The organism is Rossellomorea sp. GQ25, from assembly GCF_059758515.1.
Genome location: NZ_JCAXEQ010000006.1, coordinates 221,853 through 247,150, shown reverse-complemented (window position 1 = coordinate 247,150; position 25,298 = coordinate 221,853). Strand labels below are relative to the sequence as shown.

21 protein-coding genes are annotated in these 25,298 nt (G+C 43.3%); 9 read left to right on the top strand and 12 right to left on the bottom strand.

Annotated features, from left to right (window positions below; translation table 11 throughout):
• Positions 1-4: 4 nt before the first annotated feature.
• From AC6CIB_RS19000 to AC6CIB_RS18955, 10 genes are all read right to left on the bottom strand, one after another.
• Positions 5-1,345 carry a hypothetical protein gene (locus tag AC6CIB_RS19000; protein WP_498283313.1) on the bottom strand — a complete coding sequence of 447 codons (1,341 nt, stop codon included), beginning with the start codon at positions 1,343-1,345 and terminating at the stop codon, positions 5-7.
• Positions 1,338-1,904 (bottom strand): sigma-70 family RNA polymerase sigma factor, encoded by a 567-nt coding sequence (locus AC6CIB_RS18995; RefSeq protein WP_498283311.1) that lies wholly within the window; start codon positions 1,902-1,904, stop codon positions 1,338-1,340. The genes AC6CIB_RS19000 and AC6CIB_RS18995 overlap by 8 nt, the downstream gene beginning before the upstream one ends.
• 329 nt (positions 1,905-2,233) lie before the next feature.
• Entirely contained in the window at positions 2,234-3,178 is a 945-nt protein-coding gene (hutG, locus tag AC6CIB_RS18990; RefSeq protein WP_498283309.1) for a formimidoylglutamase, read from the bottom strand.
• Positions 3,156-4,442 (bottom strand): imidazolonepropionase, encoded by a 1,287-nt coding sequence (gene hutI, locus AC6CIB_RS18985; protein WP_498283307.1) that lies wholly within the window; start codon positions 4,440-4,442, stop codon positions 3,156-3,158. Before hutI ends, hutG begins: the two co-directional genes overlap by 23 nt.
• A gap of 1 nt (position 4,443) precedes the next feature.
• Positions 4,444-6,114 (bottom strand): urocanate hydratase, encoded by a 1,671-nt coding sequence (gene hutU, locus AC6CIB_RS18980; protein WP_498283305.1) that lies wholly within the window; start codon positions 6,112-6,114, stop codon positions 4,444-4,446.
• On the bottom strand, positions 6,107-7,639 hold the full coding sequence (gene hutH, locus AC6CIB_RS18975) for a histidine ammonia-lyase (protein WP_498283303.1): 1,533 nt from the start codon (positions 7,637-7,639) through the stop codon (positions 6,107-6,109). The genes hutU and hutH overlap by 8 nt, the downstream gene beginning before the upstream one ends.
• Positions 7,640-7,909: 270 nt before the next feature.
• A complete protein-coding gene (gene hutP, locus AC6CIB_RS18970; protein WP_498283301.1) occupies positions 7,910-8,356 on the bottom strand; it encodes a histidine utilization transcription antiterminator HutP in 447 nt (148 codons plus the stop codon).
• A gap of 283 nt (positions 8,357-8,639) precedes the next feature.
• A complete protein-coding gene (locus tag AC6CIB_RS18965; RefSeq protein WP_498283299.1) occupies positions 8,640-9,122 on the bottom strand; it encodes a hypothetical protein in 483 nt (160 codons plus the stop codon).
• A 90-nt stretch (positions 9,123-9,212) separates the two neighbouring features.
• Positions 9,213-9,806 (bottom strand): transposase, encoded by a 594-nt coding sequence (locus AC6CIB_RS18960; RefSeq protein ID WP_498283297.1) that lies wholly within the window; start codon positions 9,804-9,806, stop codon positions 9,213-9,215.
• A 179-nt stretch (positions 9,807-9,985) separates the two neighbouring features.
• The gene (locus AC6CIB_RS18955; protein ID WP_498283295.1) at positions 9,986-10,213 is read right to left on the bottom strand and encodes a hypothetical protein; all 228 of its coding nucleotides are present in this window, start codon (positions 10,211-10,213) and stop codon (positions 9,986-9,988) included.
• A 157-nt stretch (positions 10,214-10,370) separates the two neighbouring features.
• On the opposite strand from AC6CIB_RS18955, the gene AC6CIB_RS18950 reads away from it, so the two are divergent.
• A complete protein-coding gene (locus AC6CIB_RS18950; protein ID WP_498283293.1) occupies positions 10,371-10,556 on the top strand; it encodes a helix-turn-helix domain-containing protein in 186 nt (61 codons plus the stop codon).
• A gap of 451 nt (positions 10,557-11,007) precedes the next feature.
• Here the strand turns inward: AC6CIB_RS18950 and AC6CIB_RS18945 are convergent, their stop codons facing one another.
• Positions 11,008-13,512 carry a PIG-L family deacetylase gene (locus tag AC6CIB_RS18945; RefSeq protein WP_498283291.1) on the bottom strand — a complete coding sequence of 835 codons (2,505 nt, stop codon included), beginning with the start codon at positions 13,510-13,512 and terminating at the stop codon, positions 11,008-11,010.
• A gap of 325 nt (positions 13,513-13,837) precedes the next feature.
• Here AC6CIB_RS18945 and AC6CIB_RS18940 point away from each other — a divergent pair, with 325 nt between their 5' ends.
• The 5 genes from AC6CIB_RS18940 to argH are packed head-to-tail and all read left to right on the top strand — an operon-like array spanning position 13,838 to position 20,442.
• The gene (locus AC6CIB_RS18940; protein WP_498283289.1) at positions 13,838-15,019 is read left to right on the top strand and encodes an ROK family transcriptional regulator; all 1,182 of its coding nucleotides are present in this window, start codon (positions 13,838-13,840) and stop codon (positions 15,017-15,019) included.
• 18 nt (positions 15,020-15,037) lie between these two features.
• Positions 15,038-16,126 (top strand): extracellular solute-binding protein, encoded by a 1,089-nt coding sequence (locus tag AC6CIB_RS18935; protein ID WP_498283287.1) that lies wholly within the window; start codon positions 15,038-15,040, stop codon positions 16,124-16,126.
• Between the two features lie 14 nt (positions 16,127-16,140).
• Entirely contained in the window at positions 16,141-17,247 is a 1,107-nt protein-coding gene (locus AC6CIB_RS18930) for an ABC transporter ATP-binding protein (RefSeq protein ID WP_498283285.1), read from the top strand.
• Positions 17,244-18,935 carry an ABC transporter permease gene (locus AC6CIB_RS18925; protein ID WP_498283283.1) on the top strand — a complete coding sequence of 564 codons (1,692 nt, stop codon included), beginning with the start codon at positions 17,244-17,246 and terminating at the stop codon, positions 18,933-18,935. The genes AC6CIB_RS18930 and AC6CIB_RS18925 overlap by 4 nt, the downstream gene beginning before the upstream one ends.
• A 16-nt stretch (positions 18,936-18,951) precedes the next feature.
• The gene (gene argH, locus AC6CIB_RS18920; RefSeq protein WP_498283281.1) at positions 18,952-20,442 is read left to right on the top strand and encodes an argininosuccinate lyase; all 1,491 of its coding nucleotides are present in this window, start codon (positions 18,952-18,954) and stop codon (positions 20,440-20,442) included.
• Positions 20,443-20,484: 42 nt separating this feature from the next.
• On the opposite strand, the gene AC6CIB_RS18915 is transcribed toward argH, so the two are convergent.
• Positions 20,485-20,646 (bottom strand): YwzD family small protein, encoded by a 162-nt coding sequence (locus AC6CIB_RS18915; protein WP_498283279.1) that lies wholly within the window; start codon positions 20,644-20,646, stop codon positions 20,485-20,487.
• A gap of 542 nt (positions 20,647-21,188) precedes the next feature.
• Here AC6CIB_RS18915 and AC6CIB_RS18910 point away from each other — a divergent pair.
• The 3 genes from AC6CIB_RS18910 (at position 21,189) to AC6CIB_RS18900 (ending at position 24,895) form a co-directional block, all read left to right on the top strand.
• Positions 21,189-21,854, top strand: coding sequence for a hypothetical protein (locus AC6CIB_RS18910; RefSeq protein WP_498283277.1), 666 nt, complete (start codon positions 21,189-21,191; stop codon positions 21,852-21,854).
• 19 nt (positions 21,855-21,873) lie between these two features.
• Complete coding sequence (locus AC6CIB_RS18905; RefSeq protein WP_498283275.1) at positions 21,874-23,112, top strand: efflux RND transporter periplasmic adaptor subunit; 1,239 nt, start codon at positions 21,874-21,876, stop codon at positions 23,110-23,112.
• Positions 23,113-23,275: 163 nt separating this feature from the next.
• The gene (locus AC6CIB_RS18900) at positions 23,276-24,895 is read left to right on the top strand and encodes an alkaline phosphatase (protein ID WP_498283273.1); all 1,620 of its coding nucleotides are present in this window, start codon (positions 23,276-23,278) and stop codon (positions 24,893-24,895) included.
• Positions 24,896-25,298: the final 403 nt, after the last annotated feature.

Here is a 25,298-nt window from a genome sequence, read left to right as displayed (position 1 = left end):
GACCTTACTCAATGGAGTTTAAATCGCCCATCCAATTGATATCTGGATAACCCCCTTCATGAGTACTTTTCGAATTGCTCAATCCCGTGTCGTAATAACCGTCTATACTATTCTCAATATGAATCACATAGGTATAATCATTCCATATCGTTCCTTCTTCGATCGCTTTGTTCGAAACATCCGTCAATCTCTTCAGGAATTGGTTTGCTATGGCTCTCATTTCGTCCTCCGATGTTTCCTGAGGGACTACGATGTTAAATTCCAATGGGTCCTGTTGAGAACGTAGGAGGACTGCTGGAGATACTGTATTTTGCACAATATAGTCTCTCGCTTCATTGAACCACTCAGGACGGAATTCCATCGGTTCTTCTTCTCCAAGATACTTTACATCCTTACTTAAATAGTCGGATCCTCCCTTGCCTTTAAAAAGGGCTACTGACGTAATGTACGAGTCACGATCAATGATTTGTATCTCGCCTGCCGTATACGGCTTTAGTTTGTTTTGACCTTGCAGCTCCATTTCCACTATATATTCACCGTAGTGAAAATTCGCCGAATAAACACCTTCCATTACATTGTAGAAATAATACGGTTCACCCAGGGTTTCAATGACTTGATCCAATTTGTATGACGAGTTTATATTGGACCGAATCTGTAATAGCTTCTTCTCATCTTGAAGATAATGGAGGAGGTAGTTGTCGATTCGATCATAATCCTTGTGTCCCTTCATGACGTTAATATCCTCAAACCGATCCTTGTATAACTCCTGTATTTCATCTACTGAATTTCCTATTGTAAAAGAAGTTCCGATGAACGTCCCTTTCTCTGCTTCTCTCTTAAACTCATTGGGATGATTCATAATAATAGAGAAATCAAATGGAGTTAAAGGTGGTGTATCCACCGGTTCAGGTTTGTTTGCTTGTTCTTTTCCATCCGTTAGTGCTTCCTCTTCTTTCTCTTCTTGTTCTTTCTGCTCTTCTTGGCCTTCATTTTCTTTTACATCGTCTATGGGGGTTGCCGATTTCTTTATCAAGGCTTTTTCATCTTGTATCCGATCTTCTAACTCGTCCGTAGGTATAAATGTGAATTGATCGATGGATTCTTCTTGTTCTTTCTCTTTGACGAGATCCTTTTTAAACAGATAACTGCTGCCCAGGATCGAAAGAATCATGATGATACATAACGGGATACCCAGGTTAATAAAAAGAGATTTGGGCGATGACTTCTTTTGCTTTTCGTTCTTTATTTTAGACAGGATGGCTCTTTTTTGACTAACAGGATTGATATTCTTGAATACCTCCCGTTCTATTTCGTTTTTAATATTGCGTAAGGGATCCTTATTCATTGGGAATCCTCCCTCCCATTGTTTTCTTCATCTTCTCCCTTCCACGATCTAGCCTCGTCCGGACCGTCGAAGGATTTATCCCAAGCATATCTCCTATTTCCTGAGTCGATAATTCCTCATAGTAGTATAATAAGATGACTTCTCTATATTTAAGCGGCAAAGAAAATACATGTGATGCGACAGAGTCATTTTCTTCGTTTTTTAAGATTTCTTGTTCTGGGGTAACTGTCGTCTCTTTATTGAGAATGGAATGGAATTTATTCACAATCATATTTTTCCTGAAATAAGCTGAGCGTTTATAATCTTTACATTGGTTAATGGCTATTCGATAAATCCACGTTTTGTAAGAGGATTTATGATTGAAGTGATGGAGAGCATGAAATGCTTTAATGAATACCTCTTGTGTAATATCCTGAGCAGCTGACCAGTCTTTCACATATAAATATACCAATTTGGTAATCTGTACTTCATACTCGTCGACCAAACTTTCAATCAACCTTTCCTCACTTACCTCCATCTGCATCACTCCCCTCTTTTCATGCTGTAACGCTTCTCCCATTTTTATCCTCCTTGATTTAGACGGATGGTCGCTTCTTTTTAGGTCTGCAATATACACAGGTCCGTCCCTCATCCGTTTTAGTTTAATGTATTTTTTTACATTTTTGTTATTTATTCTTCAATTAGACGTTTGTAGGGATAAAGGTGTCTCATTTTTTGAGATTTATCTACCACAAAAAATGGATCTGTTAATCCTTTTCTTACCAATCGAATCAAGATGGTGTATAGATGAGATTAAAGGCACATGATCGGGGTAACACGAATCGAAAGAATCCTTAACGTCAAAGGTCCGTCCCTCACCGCTTTAAAGCGGTGAGGGACGGACCTTTGTTATATAAGTGAATTAATGATTAGAAGGCTTGCTATTCTACTCGTCATGTCTCTGATGTCGAGGGTTGGATCGATTTCTACGATGTCCATGGTGGTTACTTTAGGATGCTGCAGGGCGATTTGAACCGCTTCCGTTAACGTATCCGGGTGCATTCCACCAGGACCGATTGCCGGGCAGCCAGGTGCGTATGCCTGGTCAAGGACGTCCATGTCTACTGAGAGGTAGATGGTGTCGACTTGGGATTCCAGTTTGGCTAAGGATTCTTGGATGAGTTCCGTAATTGGTTGATGTCTTACGTCCTTCATCGTATAGACTGTGACACCTTGCTCGATTGCATAGTCATGGTACGCTTTCGCGTTGGCATAACTTCGAATGCCAATTTGAATCAGGTCCTCACCATTGATATGCCCCTCTTCTATTAACCTTCTAAAAGGTGTCCCATTGGTCGGACCGCCGTCATCTGTGTTTCGAAGGTCATGATGGGCATCGAATTGGAGGATGCCGACTGTGCCCTTGGTTTCCTTGATGGCTTTAACCGTTGATGTGGTGATGGAGTGGTCGCCTCCAAGGATGATGGTGATGGGTGCTGCATTTGTGTCCATGACTTCTTTGAATGATTCATAGATTCGTTGGTGACAGCCTTCTATTGATGTTGGGTGCATGGTGATATCACCGAAGTCAATGATGGTTTTGCTGGCTTCGGCGAGGTCTGTCCCTCTTTCGATGTTGTACGTCGTAAACGAGTTAAGACATCTTCTGATTGCATCGGGTGCAAAGCTTGCTCCTGAGTGTGAGATGGAAGGTTTGGAGAGGGGAGCGCCGAGTATGGCGATGTCCCCTTTCTTACCTTCTTCCCATGGTGTGATGAGCTCTGCTGCTTTGGTCGTGTAGCGGTCTTTGAATTGAGCTTTACCTGCCTGCTTAATGTGTTGAAATGTGCTCATGAAGCTTCTCCTTGCGGTAGATGATCCGGCCGTTTTTCATAACGGTGTGGGTATGGTTCACCCCGTAATGATACGGTACGTAATGATAGTTTGGTACATCCCATAGGACGATGTCGGCTTTTCGACCTGGTGCTAGCTTTCCTGCTGAGTCTCCTCTGTTGATGGCATAGGCCGCGTTGATTGTTACGGCGTTCCAGATTTCTTCCGGAGTCATTTTCAGCTGCAGGGATGCCAGGTTCATAATAAACTGCAGGTTCTCTGTAGGTGAACTTCCCGGGTTGAAGTCTGTTGACAGGGCGACTGCTGCTCCCGCTTCCATCATGCCTCTTGCGTTGGCAAATTTACCTTTGTTCAGGTAAAAGGACGTTCCTGGCAATAGGACAGCGATTGTGTCTGTTTCTCCTAGTGCCTGGATGCCTTTATCGGATGCCCCCACTAAGTGGTCTCCGCTTGTTGCGCCGATTTCTGCCGCCATTTCCGTTCCGCCCAGTGGATCGATTTCGTCGGCGTGAATTTTTACTGAGAAGCCTTTTTCTTTTGCTTTTATTAAGAACTCGCGTGACTGCTCGACGGTAAATACTCCTGTTTCACAGAAGATATCGACGAATTCAGCCAGTTGACCTTTTTCGATATCGTTCAGTAGCTCGAGCATTTCCGTTAAAAATTCATCGGAGCGATCCTTAAATTCCGGTGGGATCGCGTGTGCCCCAAGGAATGTGGAAACGATGTCTGCCGGGTGCGATTCGTTTAGTTGTTTGGCTACTCTCAGTTGTTTTAGTTCGGTTGGGCGGTCAAGGCCGTAGCCGCTTTTCGCTTCGACAGTTGTGACTCCATATGAAATCATTCTGTTTAAATGGAAGCGCGCCTTTGTGAGCAGCTCTTCTTCTGATGCTTCGCGAGTGGCACCTACTGTTGATAGGATGCCTCCTCCGCGCTTAAGAATTTCTAAGTATGGCACCCCCTGCTGTTTGAGAGCCATTTCGTGTTCACGTGAGCCACCGAAGACTAAATGTGTATGCGGGTCTACTAAACCTGGTGTGACCAGCTTTCCTTCTGCATCGATTCGTTCAGTCGCTTTTAGGGCTTGTGCTTCTTCGTGTGTTCCGACCCAAGCGACAAGTCCGTCCCTGATGGCAAGGGCCGCCTGCTCTGAAACCTTGAGTTTACTCATTTCCTTCCCTTTTAGAGGTCCGTCCCCATGATCCATCGTAAGGAGCTGGCCGATGTTATCGATGATGGTGTCGAAGTGTTTTTCTGTTGTCATGTTATTCTCCTCCTTTGTTCATCGGGATGTGGATGTTGTGTTTTTCAGCTGTCTTTTCTGCGATATCGTAGCCTGCGTCCACGTGGCGGATGACGCCCATTCCTGGATCAGTTGTGAGAACTCGTTCCAATCTTTCTTGCGCAAGGTCCGTCCCATCTGCTACGACGACCATTCCCGCGTGTAATGAATAGCCCATGCCTACTCCGCCGCCGTGGTGGAAGGAAACCCAGGAGCCGCCTGCTGCTGTGTTGATGAGGGCATTCAGGATCGCCCAGTCTCCTACTGCGTCACTTCCATCTTTCATACTTTCGGTTTCACGGTTTGGTGAAGCAACGGATCCGCAATCCAGGTGGTCACGACCGATGACAATCGGAGCTTTCAATTCGCCGTTTCGAACAAGCTCATTGATGGCAAGACCCATCTTCACGCGTTCACCATAGCCCAGCCAGCAAATACGGGAAGGGAGCCCTTGGAATGCCACTTGCTCCTGTGCCATATTGATCCAGCGATTGAGGGCTTCATTTTCAGGGAAAAGCTCTTTGATCAGGCGATCTGTTCTGTAGATATCCTCAGGGTCACCTGATAGGGCTGCCCAGCGGAATGGCCCTTTTCCTTCACAGAATAATGGACGGATATAGGCTGGAACGAACCCAGGGAAATCAAAGGCATTGTCGACGCCTTCATCCTTCGCAACTTGACGGATGTTGTTGCCATAGTCAAATACGATGGAATCTCTATTCTGGAACTCAAGCATTGCTTCCACGTGTTTGGCCATGCTTTTTTGTGAAAGTGCCGTGTAGACTTTCGGGTCCTGTTTGCGAAGCTCTGCCGCTTCTGCTAGGGAATAGCCTTCTGGTACATATCCGTTTAATGGGTCGTGAGCTGATGTTTGGTCGGTTACGATATCGATTTGGACATTTCGTTTTAGAAGTTCATGGTGAACTTCTGCTGCGTTTCCAAGTAATGCGATGGAAAGAGGCTTACCTTGGTCACGTGCTTCATAGGCCATCATCAATGCTTCATCGATGGAATCTGTCTTCACGTCACAGTATTTTGTGTCGAGGCGCTTTTGGATACGTTCTGCGTCAACGTCGACTGCAATCACGACTCCACCGTTCATGGTGACTGCTAAAGGCTGTGCTCCACCCATTCCGCCCAGTCCCGCAGTTAGAGTGATTGTACCTTTGAGTGAGTTATTGAAATGTTTCTTCGCAAGTGCTGCGAACGTTTCATATGTCCCTTGAAGGATTCCTTGGGTCCCGATATAAATCCAGCTTCCCGCCGTCATTTGGCCATACATCATGAGGCCTTTTTGGTCCAGCTCATGGAAGTGCTCCCAGTTTGCCCATTTCGGTACAAGGACCGAGTTTGATAGAAGGACTCTTGGAGCCGCTTTATGTGTTTTGAATACACCAACCGGTTTTCCAGATTGAACAAGCATAGTTTCGTCGTTTTCTAAGTTTCTGAGCGTATGAACGATTGCGTCAAAGGACTCCCAGTTACGGGCCGCTTTCCCGATACCACCATATACAACAAGTTCTTCAGGAATTTCCGCTACCTCAGGATCCAGGTTATTGTAGAGCATGCGAAGGACCGCTTCCTGCTCCCATCCCTTACATTCAAGGTCCGTCCCTCTTTTTACGTGTACGATGCGTTTGTTTGCTTTAACCATTTGTCGTTTCCTCCTTTGTTTTGGTTGGTTTGATGAGTGAGCTTAACGAGATCTGTTGCAGCCACTGGTTGGCTTTTTCTATATCTTTCGAGAAGATCCTGTCCTTTGTAATGGAAGGAATGATCTTTCTCGCTGCTTCATAAAATTGGCGTGTTTTGCTTGCCAGGAGGTCCGTCCCTCTATGTTCTGCTGCCTGTAGGTTACAGATGAGTTCGACTGCAAGGACTCTTCTTGTGTTCTGTAAGATTTGGTAGGCATGTCGTGATCCGATGGTTCCCATGCTGACGTGGTCTTCCTGGTTGGCAGATGACGGGATGGAATCAACGCTCGCTGGATGGGCAAGAGTTTTATTTTCGGATACGAGTGATGCCGCGCAGTATTGCATGATCATGGCACCGGATTGGAGTCCAGGTTGTGGACTCAGGAACGGTGGCAGATCATTGAGCTGCGGATTCACGAGTCGCTCGATTCGCCTTTCTGAAATGTTGGCAAGTTCGGCTACAGCAATTTTCATAAAATCCATGGCGAATGCGATTGGCTGTCCGTGGAAGTTCCCACCTGAGATGACTTTTTCTCCATCATCGAAAATCAGTGGATTATCCGTTGCTGCGTTCATTTCGATTTCGAGCTTTTCTTTTACATAGTCAAGTGCCTGCCAGGATGCTCCGTGTACTTGTGGAATACATCTTAGTGAGTAGGCATCCTGAACTCGCAGCTCTCCTTGTTTCGTTGTGAGTTTACTGTCTTCCAGGTAAGCCCGGATTCTTTTTGCCGTTGCGACCTGTTGAGGATATCCCCTTACTAAATGAATATCTTCGTCGAAGGCATCCATGATTCCTCTAAGTCCTTCCATGGTCAGACTAGCGATCATCTCACTTTGGAAGGCAAGTTCCTCCGCTTCTAAGTATCCGATGACTCCCATTGCCGTCATCGCTTGCGTTCCATTGATGAGTGCCAATCCTTCTTTTGCCTGAAGCTGGATTGGGAAGATGTTTTCTTTAGATAGAACAGGCAGAGTTTGGTGAATCTCCCCTTGATAATGGACCTCTCCTTCTCCCATCAAGGCTAGGGCCAGATGTGAAAGTGGTGCTAAGTCTCCGCTTGCTCCCAGTGACCCTTGCTGTGGGATGACTGGATGGATCCCCTTATTCAAGAATTCCGCTAAGCGTTCGACGATGACCGGCCTAACACCTGAATACCCTTTTAATAAAGCATTGGCTCTCAGTAGAAGCATCGCTCGAGAAACCGTCTCAGGAAATGGATCCCCCACTCCACAAGCATGAGAATGAATCAGGTTAAGCTGAAGCTCCTCCACATCATCCGCATCAATCAACACATCACTAAACTTCCCAAAGCCCGTGTTAATCCCATACACCACACGCTTCTCCTTCACAATCCGCTCAACCGCCTCACGACTCTTCCGCACCCGCTCCATACTTACCGGCGAAAGTTCCACTTGCTCCTTCCCATAAATAACCCTACCAGCTTCCTCCAAACTCAAACTACAACCCTTCAACTCCACCATTCGAATCACCTCTTCATATTTTTAGGGACGGACCTTCGAAAGCTGTCTCTACACAACCTCAGTCTGGCTAAACCCCTCTAAATCACTATCTTTGCTGTTTCGTTCTTTAACGCTTTAAACCGCTCTGGGACGGACCTCCAAATCTTCTCTGTCCACTCCCTAAATAATCATCTTGACCCAAAATTCCACACAAAAAGAGGCTCGACCAAAGACAGACTTCTGCCGTTGGTCGAGCCTCCTTTCAACTAATATCTCTAGGCTCTAGATTATTTAAATATGATTAATTCCAAGTCCGATTGTCTCATGCTCCAGCCCCTTAATGGGCGCACCAATCGTCCCGTATAGAGCAACCGCAATCCACTCGCCTTCTTCTTCACTTGCATATGGAGTCCCCCTTACAACCGAGAATCGCAATCCCACGGTGCGCAGGATCTCACCTAATTGTGTATGGCCGCGGGTCACACCCGTTAATGCCTCCATGATGGCGTGATATAAGGCATGCATTTCCCGGTACAAATCTTCCCGGACAAGATCACTTCGCTTTGCTGCTGTTTCAATCGCAGCCACGATTTTTTGACTGTCCATGGAGCCGATTTTCCCGGTGCAGTAACTCCAATTCAGTTCATTGAAATGACGATTCCATTCTTCTTCACCTTTGTCTACGAGCAGAAGAAGCATGGCATTCTTTCCGATACGAGTATGGTCTGTCTTTTCCAAGTGGCATTCGCACCTTACATGAAAATTCTAAAAATACTAATAACTACTTATATTGTATGGTCTGTTTCATAAGAGGTCAACGAAAAAAGTGCTGATTTTAGAAACTTAGAGAGGTAGTTTGGTAGCGTGGTAAAGGGTTTTGGAGAGTTTCTCAAGTAGGGACATAGGAGGTGTTCCTAGTTTAAACAGTTGGAGGTCCGTCCCTCAAACCACTCAAGAGAGTACAAGTTAAGAGCTTAAAAAAAGACGTACCTATTGAATTTAGGTTCGCCTCATTCCTCCTTTACTCTTCTTGTTTTTTACCTTTTCCCTTGAACACTTGTGGGTTGTTCATGAGATAGGTGACCGTGCCTTCATTACTTTTCATGCTAAGATAGGATAATATGTCGTGTCTATCTTCATGTGAAATCGGACCATCCATAGTATACAAAGGTTTGATATTTAATTGCTCCACGCCCTTCCGTTTTTCAAGCACAATCTTACAATCCCTGGGCTCCTTGTCACCTATTCGGACAAACTTAAACGGGATTGAATGCTTTCTGTCAATCGGCACCGCAAACAGAGTCGAAAATCCATAGGTTTCGAGTATCTTATCAGAGTACATGATGCTTTCTAATGCGTGGGAGAACCCTGGGGGTCGATTCACGACAACGAGCTTGTTGTAATAATGTTGCCCTTGAAACACAACTAAGTGCTTTTGGGATTTCATGATTCTCCTCTTTGAAACTTGAAAATCCTCAAACACCAATATAAAGTCTTTTTTCATTCTTCCTCCTCCTTGATATAGGGATTTTGTCCTACAAACATGAATTTCGACATAAACATCTAATTCCCTTTATATTGTTACAAAAATATTTTATTTTTTTACCATTTTAATTGTATTTTCGCCAAATTCCTTGTTCGGGTCTTCCTTCTCTTCTTCTTTGTCTACATATTCTTTGTAAAGCTTCACTTCTGAATCTGGAAAATATGCCAGGGTCCTCTCCTTTGAGAGAAGCGGATTGTCGATGGAATGAACATATGAGGGGTAGCTGCTCCAGGGATAATACTCGGGGACGACAGTGAGTTTGGCTTTGACAGGATTTTGATGAATATATCTGCTTACCTTAATAAAATAAGCAGGGGTATCAATCTTAGTTGATCCATATCTTCCTTGAAAAACATGTCCGACGTAATCATACTTTTTGTTGAAATAAATGGCATAACGAGTATGTAGGATTCTGAAGATTTGCTCAAGTGGAACCTTATGGGTTTCGATTAGAAGATGAATGTGGTTGGACATTAAACAGTATGCGTGGATGGTAAAAGGATACTTGTCTTTCGTGTCCTGCAGGTAGGATAAATACTTCTTTCGGTCTTCAATGTCATGAAACAAGTCTTGCTTCCGATTCCCTCTCGATGTCACATGATAAGTGGCTCCCGGACACCAATCCCGAGGTGTTCGAACCATAACATCACTCCTTCTCTCAATTTCAACTAAATTTCGCACAATTACCTATTCGACACAACTCCGCAAAATCCTCTTTTTTTGAGGGACGGACCTCTGGAATTTTACAAAAGAGGTTAAATCAGGCTGCTTGTCTTCAATTTCACCGTTAGAGGTCCGTCCCTCATATTAGTCCCCCTTCTTTATTCTTCTATTCTATCTATTAGTAGGTAATCTTTTCTGTTCATTCCCTCGTTGGTAAAGCTGTTTTGAGAATAGTAGATCACACGCTGTTTGCCGTTATTTTTAGTACTGAATACCAGGTTTGACTCTGACCTCAAAGGTATCCATTTGACCTTTTCCGTTAAACTGGGTTTCGTGCCTCCCATATATGTAACGTGAATCTTTCTCCCTTTGTTCTGATCTTCCATTCTATCTTCCACCTTTACCCCAATTCGACAAAATTACAATTATATTTACATTCTAATACGTTTTAATGTAATTTTGTATACCTTTTCCAAATTATTTATATTTGGTAACCAATAATAGTATTTCATTTTGAAGAAAAAGGGATAGTCGCTGAAAAGAATGGACTTACATATAGAGCTAAAGCTTTATAGGAAAGACGTATTGAAGCTTACTCAAAAAGAAGCTGCCATTCGTTTTAATATTACTCAGAGTACGTTATCAAATTATGAAAATGGCATAAAGGACATCCCGTATCAATGCTCCTTACCTTTAAAGAAGTCTATAACATCCCTACCTATGAGATGAACCGAATCATTTACGGCGTGGAAAGTGAAGGGCTTGGTAATAGTCAAAATCCCATGATTCTAAGAGAAAAATTTGAAGGGGAAGAAAATAGGGAAATCCTAAAGATTCTTCAAGATTTCCCAAAATTCAAACGTACCCTATCCTCCCTTACCTACTTCTCAGAAAAACGGCAAAGAAAAATTCATTACTCAGGTCACCCACCTTTACCAAACGATGAAGGAGTGGTAGTGAGTGGTGATTTGAGGGACGGACCTCAAATCACCTCAAAAGGATTGATAAACCTTATGGTATGGGGTTTCCAAAGAATACCCCTTGCTATAGGTCCGTCCCTACCAAGCACTCTACAAGCACTTCAAATTACATTAACACTGATGTGACAAGACTTATAAACCACAGTACGAAAAAAACAGAGGTCCGTCCCTCTCTGAATGGCATGCTCTCTAAATGTTGTTTAGTTTTGGCCGTAGCTTAGTAGGTTGGTGAAGATTCGGTAGCCTCCGGGGACTCCGCCTTGGATTTGGCGGTAGAATACGAGATTGGTGTATAGGTAGGTTCCTTCTCCATATTCGGCCATGAGGATTCCTCCGTCGAATGGTTCTTCATTCGGGTCTGCCATACGGACAAATGTCTCGTAGCGGTCATCCCAAGCCATTGGGTAGTATAAGCCTCTTTCTTGTACCCAGTTATCCCAATCCGTGCCGGTAATCGTATTAGGGTAGTTAAATAATGGTGATTCAGGCTGCAATACCTCTACGTCCGCATTTTCATCGGTTACTCTCCAGCGGATCGACGGGTTTCCAATGGTTAATGGATAGGGAGCTGTAGTATCTTTATCCCATCCGTCGTTCGGTTTATGATACTGAACAACCAGATGTCCGCCGTTTTCTACGTATTCTTTCAGACGTGGATTATTCGCCACCAGGTCTTCTCTGGATAAATAAGCTCGAATCCCTGTCACAATCGTATCGTATTGACTAAGATCTCCTGAAGCTAAATCTTCTTCTGTAAGTGATGTGATGTCCATCCCGACATTGCGAAGATATTCTGCTACTTTATCAAAGCCGCTTTCGATGTAACCTACTTTCAGATTTTCAGGAGTCAGCAATTCAAACGCTACTCCATTCACTTTTGAATCATACAAGTAATAAAATGTCCCGATATGGTCATAGCTTATTTCCTGGACCGTTGAAGTGAAGGTTTGACCACCCGCGACGGCTTGTGCATCCACCTCAAAATTCCCTTCACCGATGTCTTCCGGCGGACTGAGTGTAAAGGATACCTCTTTCTCCTCCTGTGACTCATCAAATTGAACCGTCACCTCTTGAGGGGATACGTCCCAACCCTCTGGAACCGTTAATGATACCTGTGTAGAAGTTGCTCCATCGCGATAGTTCTTCACCTTCGCGACTACAGGAATTTCAGCTTGTACTTCAGCCCTATTGACCACGATATCTTCCGGGTTAAGGGTTATGCCTACGTCAGGTAAGACTGCGATGGTTCCATCGAGATTTTGAACGTGGGTCGTTTTTGCACCAGCTGCCTCAAAGCTTACTTTAGCCTGAATTGCCGGCTCTTCGTAAGCATGATAGTAGTCAGCATCACTCGGAACTTCAACGTCAAATACCACTTCACGTTCTTCACCAGGTTTAAGGTCAACCGATCTTCCATCATTGACAACAACCCACTCTTCCGGTGTAACGAGTTCGACTTCCGCTTTTTTCAGCTTCTCTTCTCCCTGGTTGGCTAATTGAACTTTCACCTGCACCTCTTGCCCTTTTGTCAGAACGGTCGTTTCTGCAGAGGCATCGACACTTAATTCCGAAGCGACAAAACTCACCGCATTCAGCTGCTCTTTCTTCAAGGAAATTTTATGAAGCAGGTCTATCTTCATTGGTTCATCAAGCTTTGATTTCTCGGTTTTCTTCTCAAGTTTTTCTACTTCTTTCAATGCTTTCTGTGTTTTCTTGAACGTTTCGCCTCGATCAGGATAGCTTGAAATGATCCCTTCTAAGCTCTTTTGAAACTTAGTGTAGTGAACCTTGAGTGAGTTATCACCCTTAGGCATTTCTTCTGCCCACTCTTTAAAATCATAGGGAATTCCCTCAAACAATTGATCAGTGCCTGTAGTTTCTACTGAGCTCTCCTCTAATTCCAAGTGAGTCTGTCTTGGAGCCACACCGATGTCATTCCCCATCCCCTGGCTCTTATGCATATAACGGGATTCTTCCCCGATTTGCGGATAAGACATCTCATAAATAGGGTCGTAATCCCCGATTTCTATGGATGTAGTGGCTGTATCTTTTGATTCAGCAGGTAAATAAAACTTTTTCACCTGCCAAACCGACAAGCCTTCTTCTAGTTGTTCTGGAAATACGTCTGGATTTGCAGCGTCCTCAAACGCACGTTGACTAAGTATGGTGATGGAGCGATGATGTCCGTGTTGGGAGTTGGAGTCTCTGAAGGAAGGCATTAAAATATCTGGTTGGTAGGTCCGGATGAAGCGAATGAGTCTCTCGTAAGTAAGTTCTTCCCCCCATTTTTCCAACGTTTCATCAGGGGTTTTAGAAAATCCAAAGTCGTAAATCGGATCTGAGGTGGTTTCACTGAGGTGGTAGGCTTTTACACCCGTAATCTTGGCGGCTTCGATCATTTCCCTGGAGCGAATGATTCCAAGGCCATTCCCGAGCTCCTGCCCTATTTCATTTTGTCCACCCTCTCCTCTATTCGCAATTAGGCTTGAGGTTTTCACTCCAAGACCTCTGGATAAGTATGCCAGGAAATCGCTTCGTTCGTCATCGGGATGAGCACCCGTGTTTAAAAACGTAACTGTCGTATCCAAAGGTTTGACGGCATTCCATAATTCAACATCATGCTCTTCTGAATGAACGACACCACTAAGAGGTAATAAAGAAAGAACCAACAATAGCGAAAGCAAATAACTCATAAACTTCATCATGTAACCCCTCTCATTTTCAGGAATTTGGTCAAACGTTTAAATACCATCTTCCACTCCTTTCATCATAGGTCTTTAGTATGTTAGTTAAATTACCTAACTAACTAGACCCAGAAATCTCTCCTAATTAGTATCACATCAGGATAATAATGTAAATATTTATTTTACAGAAGATTCAGAGTGTTGTCACGTTAACACTTTGAATTATCATAAAATTAAAATAACTATTGTAACTTATTCCATAATAAGGTATATTCCTTGTTAATTAGTAAACTTTACTAACCAAAATAAAGAAGGCCGTGATGCAATGAGTTTAAGAGGGGCACCTATGCAGATGAAATCGTTGAATAAAAAAAGAGTACTTCAGTGCATTCAAGAAAACTCCCCTATTTCCAGGGCGGAAATTGCTGCACAAATGAACTTGAGTAAGCCGACCATCTCTTTAATTGTAGATGAATTGATAAAAGAAAAATGGATCTATGAAAAAGGAATCGGTCCCTCCTCTTCCCAAGGAGGAAGGAAGCCGATTCAGCTATTCTTCAATGAAAAAGCCGCCTATGTGATCGGAACAGATGTTGGCGGTACAAAGGTGAAAACGATTGTTTCTGATTTAAGTGGAAATATCATTCATTCAAAGAGTTTTTCTACATCACACTATTTACAGACAGGCCTTTTGGAGCAAATTGCAAAAGATGTCTTCCGCATGCTTGATCATCTTCAAATCCAAACCAACGACGTGTTAGGAATGGGCATGGGCGTGCCGGGAATCACACAAAACGGGGTAGTAATTGAGGCCCCCAGCCTCAATTGGATTCGATACCCGATTCTTTCAGAAGCTGAAAAACACTTCCCCTTCCCCATTCACGTGGACAACGATGTGAATGTTGCTGCACTCGGGGAGCAGTGGATTGGAAGCGCAAAAAACAATCGCCACGTTCTATTCATGGCCGTGGGGACTGGTATCGGAAGCGGCATTATCATCAATAACCAGCTTTACAGGGGACACTCCAACGCCGCGGGGGAGATCGGTTATATGGTGACAGATAAAGACGACCTCCAGAATGACTTTAAACCGATGTTTCACCGGTATGGCTATCTGGAAAGTGTAGCCGGCGGCAAGTCCATTGGACATAAACTTACTACCCTGGTATTAGAGAATCCTGATCATCCGGCTTATGAAGAAGCCAAAACCTCAGAGTTATCCGGGGAAACGGCTTTTAATCTGGCAAAGTCTGGAGACCCGACAGCCCTTTCGGTCGTCAATGAGGCGATTGACCATCTGGGCTACGGGATCATCAACGCAGCAAGCTTACTAAACCCAGAGGTCATCATTTTAGGAGGTGGTGTTTTAAAATCATCCGATTTTATTCTTCCAAGATTACGAAAAATGGTTGATCAGTATCTTCCCAGTTCAGTAGAATTGAAGATTTCACAATTAGGGGGAAATGTTGGCGTTTTAGGTGCCGTTTCACTGTTTTTACGCGAGCACGAGGGTATTATTAATTTTTGATAACAAGGGGGATTTTTCATGAAATTGAACAAGAAATTAGCGGTGATGACAACGGTTTCTCTATCTGCTGCTTTATTGCTTTCAGCTTGTGGTGGATCAGAACAAGGGTCAAGTTCAAGCAGCTCGGGAGAAAAAGAAAACAAGCTTGAAGAAAAGATTGTAGTGTACTCTCCTCATGGAAAAGACATCCTGTCTAAATTCGAACAGCAATTCGAGGCAAAATACAATGTCGACGTTGAATGGCTCGATATGGGATCACAAGAAATCCTGGACAGGATCCGCTCCGAAAAGAATAACCCGCAGGCAGATGTTTGGTGGGGGGCCCCTTCCACTAACTTCGATCAAGCGAAAGACGAAGGATTACTGAAACCTTATGAACCATCCTATGCGTCAAGCTTGGATGAAGGCTTCCACGATCCAGAATGGAACTGGTCCGGTACGAGCCAGACTCCGGAAGTGATCATGTATAACAGCAAGGAAATCTCTAAAGAAGAAGCACCTAAAGACTGGGATGAGTTATTGGATCCGAAGTGGAAAGACGAAATCATCATTCGTTATCCTCTTGCTTCCGGAACCATGAGAACGATTTTCTCGGCGATGATTTATCGTGATTACAAAGATTCAAATGATCCGACAAAAGGATATGAGTGGCTTGAGAAATTAGACGCGAACACAAAGGAATATTCAGCTAATCCGGAAATGATGTACAACAAGGTCGCTAAAGGCGAAGGTGCCCTTTCTGTTTGGGCGATGCCGGATGTCGTCATGTTAAAAGAAAACAAGAACTATCCATTCGAATTTATCATCCCTGAAAGCGGGACACCCGTTTTAACGGAGGGGATCGCACTTGTTGAAGGTGCACGCCATCCAAAGGCTGCAGAAGCATTTTACGAGTTTGTTAATACACCGGAAGCCGCTAAGATCCTGGCAGAAGAATTCTATCGTATTCCAACGAGAAACGATGTCGAGGGACTACCTGAGTGGATTACAGAAACTGAAATCAAGAGTATGGACATCGACTGGAAAGTATTCCAGGAAAAAAGCGATGAGTGGATGAAGCATTGGGATGAAAACATCAAAAACGGAGAGAAAGAAATCAAAGAATAGGAAGTGTAACCGGTATGGCGTCGATAAAAATAGATAATGTCCAAAAAGCCTTTGGAAAGGTTGTAGCAGTTGATCAATTAAACTTGGATATCAGGGATGGGGAATTCTTTACCTTCCTTGGTCCAAGCGGTTGTGGGAAGACCACTACCCTCAGGATGATTGCCGGATTCTACTATCCTACTAAAGGTGTCGTCCGTTTTGGTGAAAAGGACATGACGCGTGTACCTCCTGAAAAAAGAAATACGGGCATGGTTTTCCAAAACTATGCCCTTTTTCCTCACATGACGGTATTTGAAAATGTTGCTTTCGGATTAAGAGTCAGAAAGCTGGCCGTTAAAGAAGTAAAGGCCCGGGTTAAGGATGTTTTGAATAAAGTCAGACTTGAACAATATTCCGATCGTCAAGTGAGTCAATTAAGCGGAGGTCAACAGCAGCGTGTCGCGTTAGCCCGTGCATTGGTGATTGAACCGGAAATCCTTCTGTTAGATGAACCACTCAGTAATCTGGATGCGAAACTTCGTGACGAAATGAGAAGTGAGATCCTGCGATTACAGAAAGAATATAACATCACCACTATTTACGTGACCCATGATCAGGCAGAAGCCCTCTCCATGAGTGACCGGATTGCCGTTTTCAACTTTGGTGTCTGCCATCAAGTAGGGACACCGACTGAAATCTATAATGAACCTGCCAATGACTTTGTCGCAAGTTTCATCGGAGAGATTAATCTATTGCCTGTTTCTCTTAATCGTGTCGAGGAAGATAGTGCTTATGTCTCTGCAAAAAGCGGCACGATCACCAAAGAGATAGCTGTACATAACCATCCTGTCATTGGAGAAATGAATGCGCAAGGAGACATCGCCCTCTCGATTCGTCCCGAAGCTATTAAGCTTGTGGATCAAAGTATGGATGGGGAAAATGTGTTCAGAGCAACCGTAAAGGAAGTTCACTTCTTCGGGTCCGTCATTAACGTCCAGATTGAAGTAGACCATCAGCTCTTACAGGTTCATACATTGAATACTCTTCTTTCTAATAAGCTTCAACCAGGCGATGAAATCCGGGTTGAATTACCTAAAGAGCATATGCGCCTCATACCAGTGATCAGCGGTGATGCCCCATGATCAAAAATCGGGACACCCGCTTGACTTTATGGCTGCTGCTGCCTGTACTCCTGGTGTTAATTGCTTATGTGCTGTATCCTTCATTGCGGACGTTTCTGGAAAGTTTGAATAAAAACGGCAGCATAGGGTTTGAAAACTATGCAGACTTTTTCACTCAAGAATCGAAAACAAATTTAGAAGCTTTATGGAACTCTGTTTATATTTCTGTTTTAAGTGTCCTAGTCGCTGCCATGATCGGAATTCCACTTGCGTTTATTTTTAATCGCTATGATTTCCCGGGTCGTAATTTCTTTTCAACTGCCGCCATTATGCCCATCGTTCTCCCTTCTTTGGTTGGAGTTATGGCCTTTATGTTTTTATACGGTGAGACGGGATTAATACCGAACGCCATCAAAGATTTGTTCGGATTGAAGGACGTTCCCTTTAAAATCGGCGGTGTTTCAGGAATCTTGATTGTACACGCATATACCATGTATGTGTATTTCTATATGACTGTCTCTTCAGCCATCAATAAAATTGATCCATCCTTGGAGGAAGCGGCCTTTAACTTGGGAGCCAATCGATTTAAAGTCTTTTTGAAGGTGACCTTTCCATTATTGACTCCAGCGATTGTTGCGGCCTCATTACTCGTATTTATGATTTCAATGGCCTCCTTCAGTGCGCCTTTTCTATTGGCAGGCGGATTCCGCGTTTTAAGTTTACAAATTTATTTTTCCAAGATTAACGGTGATATGGAAGTAGCCGCTACACAATCTGTCATTCTCTCGATTGTGTCCATCAGTTTCTTACTTTTCATGAGATGGTATCAGAACCGGAAAGATTATCGTATGGCTTCGAAGGGGATCGGCGCTCACCGCAGTGAAGTGAAAAATCCATTTATGAAGTGGACATTGGTCGCTGCAGGTGTTGTCGGAGTGGTTATCCTTCTCCTGCCTCACTTCACCATCCTGCTTCTCTCTCTTGTTCCGGATGGTACATGGACATGGCAGACGTATCCAAGCGTTTTTAATTTCGAAAATTACCGGTTACTCTTTGAGGACCCGAATATATTTAAACCGCTCAAAAATAGTTTGATCCTTTCGTTTATTGCAACAGCAGGGAACCTGGTTTTCGGAGTATTGACCTCTTACTTATTAGTGAAACGCAAATTTGTCGGAAAAAGCTTTGTTGATATATTAGTGATGATTCCATGGGCACTTCCAGCCACCGTTATCGGGATGAACTTGATTTTTGCCTTTAACGAGCCGACTATTTTTTCTTTCGGAAACATTCTTGTCGGTACGTTCTGGATTCTGCCGTTAGCCTATTTTATCAGGCATATCCCATTGGTCGTCCGTTCAACCAATGCCGTACTGGAGCAGCTCGATGACTCGATCGAAGAAGCTGCCCGGAGCTTAGGGGCTAAATGGTTTTATACCTTTAGAAAAGTGATTTTGCCTATTATCATGCCTGGTGTTCTTGCCGGGACACTCCTGGCATTCGTAGAGTCCGTAGGAGAGTTTCCGACCTCAGTATTGTTGTATACCCTATCCAACCGCCCTATTTCCATTGAAATCATGAACCAGCTTCGCATGTTTAATATGGGGCAGGCTGCTGCTTACGGAATGATTCAAATCGCCATCATCGCTATCATTCTGTTCATTTCAAATAAGTTTTTCGGTGTGAAAGCTGAAAAATCATTATCTTAGAATCGGAGTTGAAAGAATGATCAATTTAGAAGATTTTATTAAAAATGAAGGCAGCTCTTTTCCAGGTAAAACGTATGTGGAAGAGCTGTTGATGCCTGTATTTAACGACCAGCGGGATTATCTGTTTCATGTCATGTTTGATATTCATAGAGCACATGTCATCATGCTTTCCGAGCAGAACATCATTTCACATGACGAAGCGAAAAAGATGCTGGAGGGAATTAATCGTGTCGCAGAAACAGAGGTAGCAGGAGTCTGCTATCAGCCCCAATTTGAAGACCTGTTCTTTATGATGGAAGCCAAAATCGGCGAGGAAATCGGAGACGAACTGGCAGGTAAAATCCATATCGGAAGAAGCCGGAATGATATGGGTGTTGCCATGTATCGCCTTGTGTTAAGGGAGCACCTCCTGCACCTATTAAGAACCTCCAATCAATTAAGTGAAGTGCTACTCGCTCAAGCAGAACAGCACACCGAAACGTATATGACAGGGTACACACATACCCAGCCGGCACAGCCTACCACACTGGGGCATTATTTCTTAGCCATTTACGATGTGTTACAAAGGGATATTAAACGCCTGCAAGCGGCCTATACAACCGTGAACCAGTCTCCATTGGGGGCTGCCGCCCTCACGACTACCGGATTTCCAATCAGCCGGGAACGCACACGTGAATTGTTGGGATTTGATCAAATCATTGAAAACTCCTATGATTCGATTGGAGGGGCTGATTATTTATTAGAAACCGCTACTGCCCTTATGACTTGTATGGTCAATACTGGAAGGTGGATCCAGGACTTCCTTCAACATGTCACAAGGGAGTTCGGAACCTTTCTGGTGGCAGATCCATATGTGCAAGTCAGCAGTATCATGCCTCAAAAGAGAAACCCGGTGTCCATCGAACATTCCCGCTCCATCGCAAGCAGCGCTTATGGAGATGCTCTTGCCGCAATGAGCATGGTGCATAACACCCCGTTCGGTGACATCGTCGATACAGAGGATGACCTGCAACCACACCTCTATCGTGCATTCACCAACGCGAACCGTGTCTTAAAGCTTATGTATGCCGTCATTGCCACTTTAAAAGTAAACAAGGATCATGCCAAAGAAATGTCTAAGAAATCCAGCATTACCATTACCGAGCTCGCTGATACCCTGTCACGGGATTACCAAATTCCATTTCGAAAAGCACATTCCATAGCCAGTTTCGTATCCAGAAAAACGATTCAGGAACGAAAAGAACTTTATGACTGGAATGTTGAAGAGATCAATAAAATGATTCAAGAACATGCCAATATTTCATTGACCGCTGAAGAATGGAAAAAAGTCATCTCCCCAGAATATTTTATTAAAATAAGAAATATCCAGGGTGGCCCAAACCCGGATGAGGTAGCAAGAATGATTCAAAACAGGAACAAAACTCTCTCCCTTCAAATAGAGGGGCTGGATAATACTATTCAATCATTGAATCAAAAGCGGAAAGAATTATTGTCTTTCAGTTTTTAAAAAAATATAAAACAAAAAGCGCTGAGATACCCATTAAGGATTCTACAGCGCTTTTTGACTTTGATTTGAAGCATATCCAGTCTGTAATTCTTGTTTTAGCCAATCGATCATTTTATCTGTATCCATATCGCCTTTCTGACCTTTGTCATAAGCTTTCTGGATAACAGAGAGAACGTATTGTTCCTTGCTAACGTTTCCTTTCAAAAAAGACAACCTCCTACAATATAAAACAGTTTCTATCACTTTATTACACTATTAGACGAAAGTTCAAACATCAATTACTAGATATATTACCATATATATACAAGATTCAACAAAATATTTTTCGACATCCGTCAAATTAAATAGGCTTTAAGACCTATTAATTATCAGCATATATTTCCGATAAAATGTTGGTATGGGGAAAAATTAGCGTGCGTCAGAAAATATATATAATACGTTCGTTAATTGTCTAGCAGCTTCAAGTCGGGAAAAGGGGGAAATTTAGAATGGCATTTTTAACGCCGGAAGAGGCAATGAGAAAGAAGAAAACGCAGAAAGTAGTTACATATGTAAGTTTCGTGATTATTACTATTCTACTAATCGCGGGGACTACCTACCTAACCTATCAAGCATAAGCTGACCAAAAGCGTCCATTCGACGCTTTTTTATTTTATTTCTTAATTCGTTCTACAATTTATGGAAAAGTTCGATGATTTTAGATAGAATAAGAGATGGAATCTATTCAAGGTGGAGGACAACATTTTATGCAAAGAGAAGTCAGACTTTTCAGGGGTTTGAAACAACCATCAATCTTCTTTTATCAACTAAATGAGATGGAGGAATTAAAAGGTTATAAGAAACGAGTCTCATTTCTCTTCTTATTATCCATTGTAATATTTGGTTTGATCGCGTCTTTCGGAATAGGAATGGACCCTTTGTCTAAAGAATTGACGAAGCTATCCCCAACTGCATTTGAGTTGGAAAAGTTTTTATTTTTCTTAGGCAGACTAATAGCCGGAATGCTTTATGCAGCCATTATTCTCTTTTTTTCATCATTAATTTTCTGGACCATTTCCAATGAAGGTGAGTACCGTAAACTGGTTATCACTCAAGGTCTGGTCTTAATCATTTTATTACTTGAAAAACTCACCTATATACCATTATCTCTATTCTTTTCACTTGAATGGTACTCTTCACCGCTCTCTTTAGGGGTAATCACCCAATATATAACATCAAAATCGTATGTAATCTATTTAATGGGAAGCTTCTCCCTTTTTAAAGTTTGGGTTTTCTATATTCAATACAAAGGCATCAAACAGTTAACCAATCAAAAAAATTGGATCATCTGGTTAGTGATTCTTTTAACCAATCTATTCTTTTGGTCTCTTAACGCATTATTGGCTTTCTTAAACATATCAACCTTAATTTAACTTTCTAAAGGCTGTGAACATGATGAAAAGAAGAACCATTCTTTATAGCACTTTAACACTCTCTCTTTTGTTTGTTGGTGCAAATACATATCTTATTGAAAAAGCGAACAGCAAGGTCGACCGCGAAGTTCGAGTAGCCAATTGGGAAATCAGCGGAAAAGACGATTTAGTTAAAGAGCTCCCGAAAACGGGTGTCATTACAGCTGAAGAAGAAAGCTACATCTATTTCAACGACGAATTTGGCTCCTTCAAGAAATTTCTCGTTAAAGAAGGTGACCAGGTAAAATCCGGAACGCCACTTTATGAATACGAGGTAACCGATCAAACTCAGCAAAAAAGTGTTCTGGAATCAGAGGTAGAACAATTGGAAGATGAGATTGACAGTATTGAAGACAACATCGATGACTTGGAAAGTCTGGAATCGTCTCTTCCTTCCACTTCAACGGACGACAAAGAAATTCCGATTGAGGCCAGTGCACTTCAGTCGGAGTACGATATAAAAAAAGAAATTGCCGCTAAAGGATTAGAGATTGACCGCTTAGAAAATCAAATCGATAATCTTGAGCGCCAAATTTCTGATATCGAATCATATGAAACAACGTTAACGGTGCAAAGCAGTGTGGACGGAACCATCAAGGACCTCTCTCATGCCATTGATAATCCTTTGATTACGATTGCCTCCCAGGCGACGATTGTAACGACGGATCTTACTGAAAAAGAAATTATGACGGTAGAGGAAAATATGAACGCGAAGGTCCAATCGGATAGCGAGAAAAAGACTCAAAAAGGAATCGTGACCAAAGTTGCCACTCTTCCCAAAAACGATCCACACTTGCAAATGGACAGCGTGTATCCTGTGGAAGTGAAGCTTCAGGATACTAAAAATAAGCTTCTTCCCGGTCATCATGTTTTCTTATCAATTATTACGGAGGAAGTAAAAGATGCATTTGTCGTGCCTGTTACTGCGATTGAAAAAGAAAGCTCTTCTAAATTCATCTGGATTCTCACTGAAAAAGGAACTGTTGAAAAGCGAAAAGTTGAAACAGGGCTCCAAGTAAATGGGCAGCAACAAATCAAGTCAGGCGTGAAGGCCGGGGAATACTACATTGTCTATCCCGGGAACATTCCTGCGTTAGAGAATGGTACTCCTTTCGTAACGGGGATTGATTGGAATAGGATCAGGTTGCGGGATTTGAAGAAAGTAGATCGTCCGACCGTTTTAGAAAATCTGCTGGTTGGAATATTGGAACGTAAATAATGTGAGTCGCATCTGAAACCTTGTTCGTTTTGGATGCGGCTTTTTTTCATGATTTCATGTTCTTGCAAACTAATGAAAAGACGATTTATTTTTCTATACATACTCTTTCCCAACCAACAAATACTATTGGTTAATCACTGACGCAAAGGAGCGCTCACCCACCATGAAAACACTAAAACGCCTCATCATACTTACCATCCTCCTTTCCCTCTTAGCCTTCTCCTTCCCCTCCTCCTGCCTATTCGCCGCCCCAAACCCACCCAAGAAAAACGTCATCCTCCTGATCATGGACGGCACCAACTCCGACATCGTCACGTTGTCACGTTGGTACCGAGGGACGGACCTTCAACTGGATAAGATTCTGGTAGGCGGTGCTCGGACGTATTCAGCTCAGTCAGCGATCACCGATTCCGCTGCAGCCGGGTCGGCCATGGCCACCGGTATGAAGACGAAAGCTGATTATATAGGAATGAACCCGGATGGACGTCCCGTTTTGACCGTCCTTGAAAGTGCCAAGTTGTCAGGCTACAAGACCGGTATCGTATCCACCTCCCCTGTCCAGCATGCCACTCCGGCTGCATTCACTTCGCATGTCTTAAACCGTGATGAATTTGGAGATATCGGCGAACAACAGGTATACCAGGGTCTCGACGTTATCTTAGGTGGAGGTGCCGCCTGGTTGAAACCGAAATCAAAAGACCACGTGAAGAACGATGACGGCATGCTTAAAACAAAAGAAGTCAGTCGTGAAGACGGAGAGAACTTAGTTAAAATCATCGGCTCAGCCGGATACGATTTACTTCTGAAGAGGGACGGACTTCTAAACAGAGCAGGATCGTCCAAGCTGTGGGGAGCGTTTGCTGAAGAAGATATCGCCTATGAATTGGATCGAAAGACGTTGAAGCCTGATGAGCCCTCCCTTGCGGAGATGACGGGAGCGGCAATCGACAGACTTTCTCAAGGTGAGAAAGGTTTCTTCTTGATGGTCGAAGGCAGCAAGGTAGATTGGGCCGCGCATAAAAACGATCCTGTTGGGATGATCAGCGAGGTATTGAGCTTTGACGATGCCGTTGGAGAAGCTTTAGCATTCGCTCGCGAGGACGGGAATACGATGGTGATCGCCGTAACCGACCATGGGAATAGCGGCCTCACCCTAGGGAATCAGGGGACAAACGGGGATTATAAAAGTCAGCCTGTCGAGAAGTTTGTGGAGCCATTGAAGAAAGCTGAGCTTACTGTTAAAGGCGCTGTTTCCCAACTTAAGGAGGATCGATCAAATTTAAAAGAGGTCCTTTCAAACTATGGGTTGGGGAAATTGAGTAAAAAAGATTTCTGTGCGATGGAAGATGCCTCTAAAAAAATAGAGGATTTAGAGGATGCAATGGTGAAGCTGTTGGCGAAGCGAGCCAATCTTGGTTTTACGACACATGGACATACTGGTGAGGATGTCTTCTTATATGCGTATGGCCCTGGGAAGCCTGTGGGTCTTATTGAAAATACGGATATACCCGGAGTGATTTCTAAGTATCTGGGATTTTCATTAACTTCCGGCGAATTTGCCTCCTGGTATGTGGATGGTGAAGAATTTTATCGTGAAAAGGGATTTAAAGTGAAGGTTGAGGGACGGATCTCGAAAAATCCCGAGATGGTGGTGAAGCGTGGAGACGAAGAGCTGCGTTTTCCTGAAAATAAGGATTATTATTGGAAAAATGGTGAAATGGTGAGGTTGAAGAGCGTGAATGTGTATGATGGCGAGACTTTTTTTATACATGTGGAGGAGTAAGGCGGGGATTGGGTAGGTTTTGAGTTGATTCTGGACTGTTTATTTTCAAATCCGGGAGTTTTATTTTCAAATTTCGGGATTTATTTTCAAAATCGCCCTATTTATTTTCAAATCCACCTCCATCCTCTGGTGCCAGGCAACTTTTTGTAGGTTTTTTACTCAGTTTCAAATTTTTATTATCGACTTTGCCACTTTTATTATCGACTTCGCCCATTTTATTATCGACTCGCCCCCCCCAAGTCCTATGCGTCCAATCCCACTCTGCCTAATCCAGTCCAACCACCCTCGCTCACTACACAATTCGACAAACTCCTCTACCCTCATCTCACCCACTTCCACCACTTCCCCTGCCACATGTTCCTTTTCCCCCTCCTTTTGCGTTATAATAAAAGAATGCGATTTT

What these genes read in the sequence shown, in the direction of transcription:
- AC6CIB_RS19000 (WP_498283313.1), bottom strand. Translation starts at nt 1,345, where the DNA reads ATGAATAAGGATCCCTTACGCAATATTAAAAACGAAATAGAACGGGAG.
- AC6CIB_RS18995 (WP_498283311.1), bottom strand. Translation starts at nt 1,904, where the DNA reads ATGGGAGAAGCGTTACAGCATGAAAAGAGGGGAGTGATGCAGATGGAG.
- hutG (WP_498283309.1), bottom strand. Translation starts at nt 3,178, where the DNA reads ATGAGCACATTTCAACACATTAAGCAGGCAGGTAAAGCTCAATTCAAA.
- hutI (WP_498283307.1), bottom strand. Translation starts at nt 4,442, where the DNA reads ATGACAACAGAAAAACACTTCGACACCATCATCGATAACATCGGCCAG.
- hutU (WP_498283305.1), bottom strand. Translation starts at nt 6,114, where the DNA reads ATGGTTAAAGCAAACAAACGCATCGTACACGTAAAAAGAGGGACGGAC.
- hutH (WP_498283303.1), bottom strand. Translation starts at nt 7,639, where the DNA reads ATGGTGGAGTTGAAGGGTTGTAGTTTGAGTTTGGAGGAAGCTGGTAGG.
- AC6CIB_RS18965 (WP_498283299.1), bottom strand. Translation starts at nt 9,122, where the DNA reads ATGAAAAAAGACTTTATATTGGTGTTTGAGGATTTTCAAGTTTCAAAG.
- AC6CIB_RS18960 (WP_498283297.1), bottom strand. Translation starts at nt 9,806, where the DNA reads ATGGTTCGAACACCTCGGGATTGGTGTCCGGGAGCCACTTATCATGTG.
- AC6CIB_RS18955 (WP_498283295.1), bottom strand. Translation starts at nt 10,213, where the DNA reads ATGGAAGATCAGAACAAAGGGAGAAAGATTCACGTTACATATATGGGA.
- AC6CIB_RS18950 (WP_498283293.1), top strand. Translation starts at nt 10,371, where the DNA reads ATGGACTTACATATAGAGCTAAAGCTTTATAGGAAAGACGTATTGAAG.
- AC6CIB_RS18945 (WP_498283291.1), bottom strand. Translation starts at nt 13,512, where the DNA reads ATGATGAAGTTTATGAGTTATTTGCTTTCGCTATTGTTGGTTCTTTCT.
- AC6CIB_RS18940 (WP_498283289.1), top strand. Translation starts at nt 13,838, where the DNA reads ATGCAGATGAAATCGTTGAATAAAAAAAGAGTACTTCAGTGCATTCAA.
- AC6CIB_RS18935 (WP_498283287.1), top strand. Translation starts at nt 15,038, where the DNA reads ATGAAATTGAACAAGAAATTAGCGGTGATGACAACGGTTTCTCTATCT.
- AC6CIB_RS18930 (WP_498283285.1), top strand. Translation starts at nt 16,141, where the DNA reads ATGGCGTCGATAAAAATAGATAATGTCCAAAAAGCCTTTGGAAAGGTT.
- AC6CIB_RS18925 (WP_498283283.1), top strand. Translation starts at nt 17,244, where the DNA reads ATGATCAAAAATCGGGACACCCGCTTGACTTTATGGCTGCTGCTGCCT.
- argH (WP_498283281.1), top strand. Translation starts at nt 18,952, where the DNA reads ATGATCAATTTAGAAGATTTTATTAAAAATGAAGGCAGCTCTTTTCCA.
- AC6CIB_RS18910 (WP_498283277.1), top strand. Translation starts at nt 21,189, where the DNA reads ATGCAAAGAGAAGTCAGACTTTTCAGGGGTTTGAAACAACCATCAATC.
- AC6CIB_RS18905 (WP_498283275.1), top strand. Translation starts at nt 21,874, where the DNA reads ATGATGAAAAGAAGAACCATTCTTTATAGCACTTTAACACTCTCTCTT.
- AC6CIB_RS18900 (WP_498283273.1), top strand. Translation starts at nt 23,276, where the DNA reads ATGAAAACACTAAAACGCCTCATCATACTTACCATCCTCCTTTCCCTC.